The organism is Bathymodiolus azoricus thioautotrophic gill symbiont (assembly GCF_001298715.1).
Lineage (GTDB): Bacteria > Pseudomonadota > Gammaproteobacteria > PS1 > Pseudothioglobaceae > Thiodubiliella.
In genome coordinates, this window is record NZ_CDSC02000278.1 from 1 (window position 1) to 10,138 (window position 10,138).

General features: G+C 37.5%; 8 protein-coding genes. 7 read left to right on the forward strand and 1 reads right to left on the reverse strand.

Annotated features, from left to right (window positions below):
- Window positions 1–34: 34 nt before the first annotated feature.
- The gene (guaA, locus tag BAZSYMA_RS05415; protein WP_090716461.1) at window positions 35–1,612 is read right to left on the reverse strand and encodes a glutamine-hydrolyzing GMP synthase; all 1,578 of its coding nucleotides are present in this window, start codon (window positions 1,610–1,612) and stop codon (window positions 35–37) included.
- Between the two features lie 37 nt (window positions 1,613–1,649).
- Between guaA and lptG the strand changes: the two genes are divergently transcribed.
- From lptG to galU, 7 genes are all read left to right on the forward strand, one after another.
- Window positions 1,650–2,732, forward strand: a complete 1,083-nt coding sequence (gene lptG, locus BAZSYMA_RS05420; RefSeq protein WP_090716464.1) for an LPS export ABC transporter permease LptG — start codon at window positions 1,650–1,652, stop codon at window positions 2,730–2,732.
- 5 nt (window positions 2,733–2,737) lie between these two features.
- Complete coding sequence (clpS, locus tag BAZSYMA_RS05425) at window positions 2,738–3,064, forward strand: ATP-dependent Clp protease adapter ClpS (RefSeq protein ID WP_237731732.1); 327 nt, start codon at window positions 2,738–2,740, stop codon at window positions 3,062–3,064.
- A gap of 16 nt (window positions 3,065–3,080) precedes the next feature.
- The gene (clpA, locus tag BAZSYMA_RS05430; protein ID WP_090716466.1) at window positions 3,081–5,303 is read left to right on the forward strand and encodes an ATP-dependent Clp protease ATP-binding subunit ClpA; all 2,223 of its coding nucleotides are present in this window, start codon (window positions 3,081–3,083) and stop codon (window positions 5,301–5,303) included.
- Entirely contained in the window at window positions 5,300–6,043 is a 744-nt protein-coding gene (surE, locus tag BAZSYMA_RS05435) for a 5'/3'-nucleotidase SurE (protein ID WP_090716468.1), read from the forward strand. Before clpA ends, surE begins: the two co-directional genes overlap by 4 nt.
- Window positions 6,022–7,746 carry a phosphoethanolamine transferase gene (locus BAZSYMA_RS05440; RefSeq protein ID WP_090716471.1) on the forward strand — a complete coding sequence of 575 codons (1,725 nt, stop codon included), beginning with the start codon at window positions 6,022–6,024 and terminating at the stop codon, window positions 7,744–7,746. The genes surE and BAZSYMA_RS05440 overlap by 22 nt, the downstream gene beginning before the upstream one ends.
- A 214-nt stretch (window positions 7,747–7,960) precedes the next feature.
- Complete coding sequence (locus BAZSYMA_RS05445) at window positions 7,961–9,160, forward strand: glucose-6-phosphate isomerase (protein WP_090716474.1); 1,200 nt, start codon at window positions 7,961–7,963, stop codon at window positions 9,158–9,160.
- A gap of 2 nt (window positions 9,161–9,162) precedes the next feature.
- Window positions 9,163–10,005 carry a UTP--glucose-1-phosphate uridylyltransferase GalU gene (galU, locus tag BAZSYMA_RS05450; RefSeq protein ID WP_090716477.1) on the forward strand — a complete coding sequence of 281 codons (843 nt, stop codon included), beginning with the start codon at window positions 9,163–9,165 and terminating at the stop codon, window positions 10,003–10,005.
- Window positions 10,006–10,138 lie beyond the last annotated feature (133 nt).

Sequence of the window (10,138 nt, forward strand, 5' to 3'; positions counted from 1 at the left end):
GGTTTTTAAGGGTTGACTAAGTAAGCACTCATGTTTATTCCCATTCAATAGTAGCAGGAGGTTTGCCTGATATGTCGTAAACGACACGGGAGATGCGAGGAATTTCATTCATAATACGGTTGGAGACAAAATCTAAGAAGTCATACGGTAGGTGTGCCCAGCGAGCAGTCATAAAGTCAATAGTTTCAACAGCGCGTAATGCCACAACAAAATCATAACGACGCTCATCGCCCGTGACGCCGACTGATTTAACGGGTAAGAATACCACAAAGGCTTGATCAACTTTGCCGTATAAGTCATGATTGTAAAGTTCTTGCATAAATATTGCATCTGCCAAGCGTAGGATATCGGCATATTCTTCTTTGACTTGCCCCAAGATACGAACCCCCAATCCAGGACCTGGGAATGGATGACGGTATAGCATATGTGAAGGGATGCCGAGTTTTACGCCGAGCTCTCTTACCTCGTCTTTGAATAATTCTTTAAGTGGTTCAACCAGCTCAAACTTTAAATCTTCAGGTAGCCCACCCACATTATGGTGTGATTTAATGACTTTAGCTTTACCCGAAGCAGCGCCTGCTGATTCAATTACATCAGGGTAGATAGTGCCTTGCGCTAAAAATTTAATGTCATCAAGTTTACGCGCTTCTTCTTCAAAAACTTCAATGAAAGCGTGACCGATAATTTTGCGTTTTGCTTCGGGTTCATCCTCATTTGACAAGGCATCGTAGAATTTTTTTTGAGCATTGGCACGAATAACTTTAACACCCATATTATCGGCAAAAGTTTGCATGACTTCATCACCTTCTTTCAAGCGCAACAGGCCGTTATCAACAAATACGCAAGTGAGTTGTTTACCAATAGCCTTGTTGAGTAGTGCTGCCACTACGGATGAATCAACACCACCTGAGAGTCCAAGTAGGACATTGTTGTCACCAATTTGGTCTTTTAAATTTTGCACTAAGTCGGTGATGATGTTGTTTGTAGTCCATTTTTTCTGGCAATCACAAACACCAGCAACAAAGCGTTCTAAGATATGTTTCCCTTGCTTGGTGTGGGTAACTTCTGGGTGGAATTGTAAACCGTAGTAATGTTTTTGAACATTGGCAAAGCCTGCGATAGCGCAATTATCGGTACTGGCAATCAGTTTAAATCCGTCTGGCAATGTATTAACTTCAATGCCGTGACTCATCCATACATCAAGTATACCGTGACCTGCATCGTGCGTATCGTCACGCAAATCGGTAAATAAGTAACATTCATTATCTTCGCATTTAATTTGTGCAAAGCCGTATTCGTGTTTGTCTGCTGAAGTGGCTTGGCCGCCAAGTTGCGTGGCCATGGTTTGCATGCCGTAGCAAATACCAAGTATTGGTACACCAAGGTCAAAGACAATTTGCGGTGCTCTGGCGGAATCATTAAGTGTGACTGTATCAGGTCCACCTGAAAGGATGACACCTTTTGGGTTGAATTTTTTGATAAAATTGTTATCTACATCATAAGGCAATAATTCACAATAAATGCCAATTTCACGCACACGACGCGCAATGAGTTGAGTATATTGCGAGCCGAAATCAAGAATAAGGATTTTGTCGTGATGAATGTTTGCCATAATTATTATTGATTAATTGAATGAAGACTATATTTTAATGAAAATCCTAGACCGCTACATTATTAAAACACTACTCTTTTACACCTTGGGTGTTATGGTGGTTTGGGTGGGTGTTTACGCGCTTTTTAATTTTATTAATGAAATTAATCTAATTGGGCAACAGAACTATACTACTTTGTCAGCAATCATTTATGTAGCGGCTGATTTGCCAGCAGTTATCTACTCACACTCTTCTGTCATTATATTGTTAGGTTGCTTGTTGGGTATGGGTTATTTGGCGACAACCTCTCAATTGGTTGTTATTAGAGGTTGTGGCGTATCTATTATGCAAATTGCCGGAAAAGCAGTGAATGCAGCGTTAATATTTATTTTTACGGTGATTTTATTAGGTGAGTTTGTTGCACCATTCACTACGCAATACGCCGAATCATTTAGAACGAAAGCATTAGGGCAAAATGTTTCTACAGTAAGTCAACAAGGCTTTTGGCTCAAAGATGGTAATACAATTATCAATGTTAAGGAAAATTTTGATGGACGCATATTTGGTGATGTAACTTTAATTAAATTAAACAAGGTCAATCAATTAGACTCAATTATTCATTCTGATAAGGCATTGTTTGATAATGATAATTTAAATCTTGAAAAAGCTAAACATTATCAATTTAGTCAAAATGATAAATTTACCAAAATTCAATCCAAGGATATTCAAAAGTATAGCGTCAAAGTTTCATTTGACCAAACTTTGGTTAAAGCCTTAGAAAAGGAGCCTAATGAATTATCAAGCTGGGAACTATATAAGCAGATTAGCTTCCTTGCGGATAATAATTTAGCATCAAGCGCTTTTGAAATTGAGTTATATAAGCGACTGGTTAAACCCGTCACATTGGTTGCAATGCTGTTGCTTTCAATGTTGTTTATCTTTGGATCACTGCGAGATGCAACCTTAGGTAAGAAGATATTTTTAGGTATGATTATCGCTTTATTTTTCGAATTATCATCACGCATCGGCGGCGCTATATCGTTGCGTTTTGATTATGACCCATTGTTTAGTGCATCGGCGCCGACACTTGTGGTGCTGGTAATTGCTTTTTTCTTGTTAAAAAAGAAATCTGCCTTATAATATGAATGCATAATTATACAAACTTAGCAATGGAAAAAACACGCACTAAACCAGCAAAATCAAAACTTAAAAAACCCAGTCGGTTTCAAGTGTTGTTGCTAAATGACGACTATACGACAATGGAGTTTGTTATTCAAGTATTGCAACAATTCTTTGATAAAACCGAAGAGAGCGCATATGCTATTATGCTTAAAGTGCATATCGATGGCGAAGGTGTCTGTGGTATTTATTCATTTGATGTGGCACAAACAAAGATATCGCAAGTTATCAATTTTTCTCGACAAAATGAACAACCACTAATGTGTGTTATTCGTGAATTGGACTTAACATAATTAGTATAATAACCTTATGATTGAAACAGGACTACAACAAGAAATTAATCACATTATGTCGCAGGCGCGTAATAACCGTTTAGAGTTTGTAACGGTTGAACATTTGTTGATTGCGTTGTTTAATATTGATGAAGTTGTTAGTTTTCTGCGTAATAAACGCGTCAATATTAAAGAGGTGTATGCAGAGTTAGAAGAATATATTGATTCTCATACGCCACTTATTCCACAAGATTCAGAAATCGATATTGTGCCAACCGTTGGCTTTCAGCGCGTGTTACAGCGCAGTGTTTATCAGGCGCAATCAGCGCAAAAAAATACTGTGTATGCGATGAATGTACTGGTGAGTATTTTTGCTGAAAAAGAATCATATGCAGTTTATTTATTGAAACTCAATAATATTTCTCGTCTTGAAGTAATGGAGGCGATTTCAACACACTCGCCAGAATTAGAGGAAGAGCTACCTACGGTAAAATCCAATCCAAAGAAGGGCAAGAAAAGCGCATTAGAAGACTATACAATTAATTTATGTGAAAAAGCAAAAGCAGGGGGAATTGACCCACTTTTAGGCAGAGAAAAAGAAGTTTTAAGAACTGTTCAAGTTTTGTCCCGTCGTCGTAAAAACAACCCTTTGTTTGTAGGTCAGGCAGGTGTTGGTAAAACAGCGATTGCACAAGGTATTGCCAAGCATATCGTGGATGGTAAGGTACCTGAGGTCTTAAAAGAGGCCAGTATTTATTCACTGGATATTGGTGTGTTGATTGCGGGTACAAAATATAGAGGTGATTTTGAAAAACGCCTAAAAGCAGTACTGAATGATCTAGAAAAAATCCCACATGCTATTTTATTTATTGATGAAATCCACACAATGATTGGTGCAGGTAGCGTGTCAGGTAGCTCATTAGATGTATCGAATTTACTTAAGCCAGCATTAGCAGATGGTTCGCTTAAATGCATGGGTTCTACGACTTATGAAGAATATCGTAAAATTTTTGAAAAGGACCACGCGCTATCAAGACGATTCCAAAAAATTGATATTGATGAGCCGTCAGTGGATGACACAATTAAGATTTTGCATGGTTTGAAAAAATATTATCAAGCGCACCATAAAGTTAAGTATTCAAAAGCAGCATTGGTGTCGGCAGTTGAGCTTTCGCATCGTTATATGACTGAGCGTCGCTTGCCAGATAAAGCCATTGATGTGATTGATGAAGTGGGCGCATTGCAACAAATTCAACCAAAATCTAAGCGCAAGGTTAATATTGGTGTGAGTGATATTGAAGATATTGTGGCTCAGATTGCACGCATTCCATCTCGCCAAGTGAGTAGTGATGACAAGTCGCTACTTAAAAATTTGGAAACAGACCTAAAACTTGGTGTATTCGGTCAAGACAGTGCTGTTGATAGCCTATCTAGCGCCATTAAACTTGCGCGTTCTGGTTTGGCACACGAAGACAAGCCAATGGGATCATTCTTATTTGCAGGCCCAACAGGTGTTGGAAAAACTGAGATTTGCAAACAACTTGCCCGCATTATGGGCGTGAAATTATTGCGTTTTGATATGAGTGAATATATGGAGCGTCATTCAATGTCTAAACTGATTGGCTCACCACCAGGTTATGTGGGTTATGATGAAGGTGGCTTGCTTACCGAAGCGGTTAACTCCAATCCACACGCTGTGTTGTTACTTGATGAAGTTGAGAAAGCGCACCCTGATATTTTTAATTTGTTATTGCAAGTGATGGATAACGGCAGACTCACTGACGCCAGTGGTAGGGAAGTTGATTTTAGAAATGTAATTTTAGTGATGACATCTAATATTGGCGCACAAACGGTTGGGCGTGCATCAATTGGTTTTAACGAACAAGACCATTCATTGGATTATGAAGGTGAATTACAAAAAACCTTCACCCCAGAATTTAGAAACCGTTTATCTGAGGTAATCTACTTTAATTTACTCAATGAAGAAACTATTGTTTATGTGGTGAATAAGCTCCTATTTGAGTTGGAGTCCACTTTAGAAGATAAAAATGTTGCTTTGATTGTGTCTGAGCCAGCACGCAAATGGTTCGCTGTGCACGGTTATGATTCTAAGATGGGTGCTCGTCCAATGTCAAGATTGATTGAAAAGGAAATCCGTAAGCCACTCGCTGACGAACTACTCTTTGGCAAGCTGGTAAAGGGTGGCACAGTTAAAGTGAGTGTTAAAAAAGACCAAATTATACTGATACTTAGTACGTGAGAATCCTAATTAGTAATGACGATGGTTTTGATGCACAAGGTATCAAAATTTTGGTGCAAAATTTGTCAAAAGAACACGAAGTTGTCGTGGTAGCGCCGAATGAAAACAAATCGGCTTCTAGTAGCTCTTTGACTTTGGATAGGCCGCTACAACCTGTTGAAATCAAGAAAAATTTTTATAGTGTTGATGCAACACCGAGTGATTGCGTGCATTTGGCGCTTAGCGGACTACTGGATGAAGCATTTGATTTGGTGGTAACAGGTATCAATTTTGGACCAAATTTAGGCGATGATGTTGTTTATTCTGGTACAGTTGCAGGCGCAATTGAAGGGCGCTTTTTAGGGTTGCCATCGTTAGCAATTTCGTTGGCAAGTTGGCAAGGCAAGCATTTTGAAACAGCAGGTATTATTGCAAAAAAATTGCTTACTCAAATCACTCATGCGCAATTGTCACACGATACGATTCTTAATGTCAATGTGCCAGATGTACCATTGGCAGATATTCAAGGGTTTCAAACTACCCGTTTGGGCAAGCGTCATCAATCGGAAAAGAGCGTACCTGATAAAGACGATGCATCGAAATTTTGGATTGGTGAGAATGGTGCGCAAGCCGATAACGGCGTGGGTACAGATTTTCATGCAATTGCCAATAACTATGTATCAGTAACGCCTTTGCAGATTGACTTAACTAAGTATAACGAAATAGACACAGTATCCACATGGCTAGAAACAATCAAATAAAACCAATACTTTTTGCTTGGCTTGGACTAATATTGTTAGATGTCTTTGTGGTGCGTGATTTTGCATGGGTTTTAGAGCATTGGGATATTAAACGGGCACTTGTTAATTTGGGTTTAACATCATTGGCAATGTTATCTTTGTTGTTCATTCTTAAACCTATTATTAGGCGTTCTAAAATCTGGAAAGCCTTTGTTTTCTTAATTATTGTTGTGCCAATGTTGGTGCAAATGTCACATTATGAAGTGTATCAAAGTTTTGCTTCAAGTTTTGGTTTTCGTGAATTCTCACAAGACCCAATGATGGTGTTAGCACTGTGGTTAGAGCAATTTAATATTTTAAAATCTATTTTTATTTTATTGGCAGTTTATAGTTTGTTAGGATCAATAACAGCGCCAATTAAAATAGTGAAATGGCGTTATGGTTTAAATGTCATTGGTTTTGTATTGTTGTATTTACTCACGACATTTAGTTGGTATGGTGTGAGTACTTTTCAGAATTCAGTGTTGGCATATTATGCAACCTTATCGCAAATGTCACGCAATCAAGTGGTGAAGTTCAAACACGAAAAACCAAATATAACACCCAGTCAAAAATCAGTTAACAACTTACCTAATGTTATTTATATTATTGGTGAATCTTTAAACTTCTCACAGATGAGTATTTATGGCTATGAACGAGATACCACCCCTAAGTTGTTGCAACTTGAAAGAGACAAAAAGCTGATTAAATATAACAACGCACTAAGTATTGGCACACATACACGCCTGAGTGTGCCTTATATGTTGGTAGGCATAGAAGGTATTGACCCAAAAGGTAAATTTTATCAAACTCCGTCAATATTTAACTATGCTAAGGCTCGTGGATATACGACGGCATTTATCAGCGCACAAGATGTTAGTTGGGGGCATATTAAAGATTTGTTTGTTGACGAGAGTGTGGATTATTTCTGGCATGGCGTGCAGATGAATAAAAATGCTTCTGTGCATAAAGGTGCAGATGATATGCGTGTGTTAAACGAGATTGCCATGCCGTATATTGACAATGCTACAAAGAAGAAAAATCCATTTTTCTTAGTCTTGCAAATGGATGGTTCGCATTATCCTTATGATGAACACTCTACCAAACAACACAAGAAGTTTTTGCCTGAGGGTGAGTCAAATTCTATCAATGCGTATGACAACACCGTGGTTAAAACCGATGATTATTTATCTAAAATTATTGAGAAGATGCGTAGCAGGTATCCTGATAGTTGGGTGTTTTATTCTGCTGATCATGGACAGGGTTTGGGTGGAAAATCAGGGCACTTTAATCAAGACCCGCATCTAAATATTATTCATAATCCACTGTTTATTTCTGCACCAAAATCACAATATCATGCGTTGATGCGTAATCAAAATTTGCCAGTTTCACAAGCAGATATTGTGCCAAGTATTTTGGCTATTATTGGCATGAAAGCGCATACTAATGTTAATGGTAAATCTTTGTTTGATAAGCAAGACCCAAATCGCTTAAGGGTTGTTAGCCAGTATATGCCAACACAACATAACAACCCAAGAGCAGTTTTGGTTAAACCTGATTTAAGTATTTATACACTAGATTTTGAGAAAATGAGTGTTACCTTTCCTGATGGTAAAAAAGCCATTCATTTTAAAGATTGGGATAAAAAATATCAACAAATTTTTATTGACCGTGGGCTATATTAATAGAGACCTTTGCATAAATAGGGATGATTGGCAAAATCCAATTTTTGCCCAATTGGTGATTTCTTTAAACTTTGCCCTAGTAGGACTAAGGCTGGGTTTACCCTCCTAGAGGATTACTGGGTGTCGCTGGAAAAATCACCAAGTGGGTGAAGTGGGTTTCTGATGATTATTCCTATTTATGCAAAGGTCTCTAACTAGTAGATATAATACCTAAATGGAATATAACAAGAATTTTTATCAAATCCATTCTAATGGCGATATTTTCCAACGCATTCAGAGCGAGCGTGGGACAATTGGCTATTACGATTTACCTTATCAGGATACCAGCGATATTAAGGCGTACGCTAAGACGATAGTACAAAAACATATCGTAGTGATTGGTATCGGTGGTTCAAGTTTGGGTGTTAAAGCGATTTATGAGTTTTTATTGCCATCAAATAAATATCAAAAAGATTTGGTCTTTTTAGAGACGCTTGACCCACTTGAGATTAATCATTGCCTAACTAAATTTGATATTTTTGATGCACATTTTGTGGTGATTTCAAAGTCAGGTAATACCATTGAGACTATTAGTTTGTTTAAGTATTTGCGTACTTTGGTTGAGATAAATAGTGATAATTGCACCGTTATTTCTAAGGCTAAGAGTGGGCTAACTAAGTTTGCACAAGACCGAGATATCAAAGTCTTTGAATTGGCTGAGAATGTCGGCGGGCGTTTTTCAGTATTTAGCGTAGTCGGCTTAGTGCCACTTGCGATGGTAGGTGTGGATGTTGATAATTTATTAAATGGTTGCAAGCGTGTGTCAGCCAGTTTTTTTGATCAGTCCAGTTATTATGCGCCTATTATTAGAAAAGCACGATTTTTAGTGGAGAATAAAGCACGATTTAATATTAATGTGATTTTTTCCTATTCTTCATCACTTGAAGGTTTTAACAAATGGTATGTGCAACTTTGGGCAGAAAGTTTAGGTAAGATTAATATCAATAAAACCAGGCAAGCGCTTACACCAATTGCCTTGATAGGGCCTGTTGACCAGCATAGTTTTTTACAGCTTATTATTGATGGTGTGCGTGACAAGATTGTTACCTTTATTAAGATTGCCGATTTAAAAGACAATACCATTATTCCTAAGTCTAATGATAAGAATTTGGGCTTGGAATACGCTGAAGGCTTGAGCTTCAATGATTTGCTTAACAAACAAGCCGATGCGACTATTGAGTCGGTTGAAGCTCAGGGTGATATTCCTTGCGATGTGATTACAATTTCTACCGTGGATGAATATAATATTGCCAAGTTAATGTTTAGTTATCAATTATTGGTTTCTGCTATTGGTGAATTCTTACAAATTAACACCTACAATCAGCCGGGTGTAGAAAAAGGCAAAGCCATTCTTAAAGAAAGTCTGCAGAATTAATAATGGGTATTATCAATAAATGTCTTTTTCCAGTTGCAGGTTATGGCACAAGATTTCTACCTGTCACTAAAGCCATTCCTAAGGAAATGCTGCCAATTCTCACTAAGCCATTAATTCAATATGCTGTGGAAGAAGCAATAAGTGCTGGTATTTGTAGTATGACAATGGTAACCAACAAACACAAAAAAGCTATTGAAAACCATTTCAAACCACATGCAGATATTGAGAAAAGTATTAAAAACACCACCAAAGAAGTATTGTTAGACGAAGTTAATGCTATCTCTGAACAGTGTGATTTTTCTTATGTTGAGCAGCAAGAAATGCTGGGCTTAGGGCATGCAATTTACACTAGCAAGCCACTGATTGGCGTTGATGCATTTGCGGTAATTTTGCCAGATGATTTGTGCACCAGTGATAGTGATAGTGTGTTGTTGCAAATGATCAAATTATATAAACAAAACTCTGATTGTTGCATTGTGGCAATTAAAGAGGTACCAGAAAGCGAAGTAGATAAATACGGCGTGATTGAGGGCGAATTATTAAAAGATTCAAATAATGCTTATCGTGTACATAATATGGTGGAAAAACCTGCACCAATAGAAGCACCAAGCAATTTAGCAATTATTGGTCGCTATATTCTCACACATGAGATTTTTGAAGTTTTGAAAAGTACTCAGCCTGATAAAAATGGCGAAATTCAAATCACCGATGCTTTAATGACACTTGCTAAAGTAGGTAAGGTTATTGCATATCAATTTCAGGGTAGACGCTTTGATTGTGGTAGTGTTAAAGGTTTTATTGAAGCAAATAGTGTTTTTGCAAAAGAACAACTACAGAGCCTTTAAACTTATTTGTACCTATTTAGAGGGATAATTAAGTGTTTTTCACTGGATTTAACTAAAAAAGAGGAAATTCTCATATTAATGGTATTGAGTTATTTTGGGAGTATACTAGAACAAGATTGGTAAAATTTAAAAG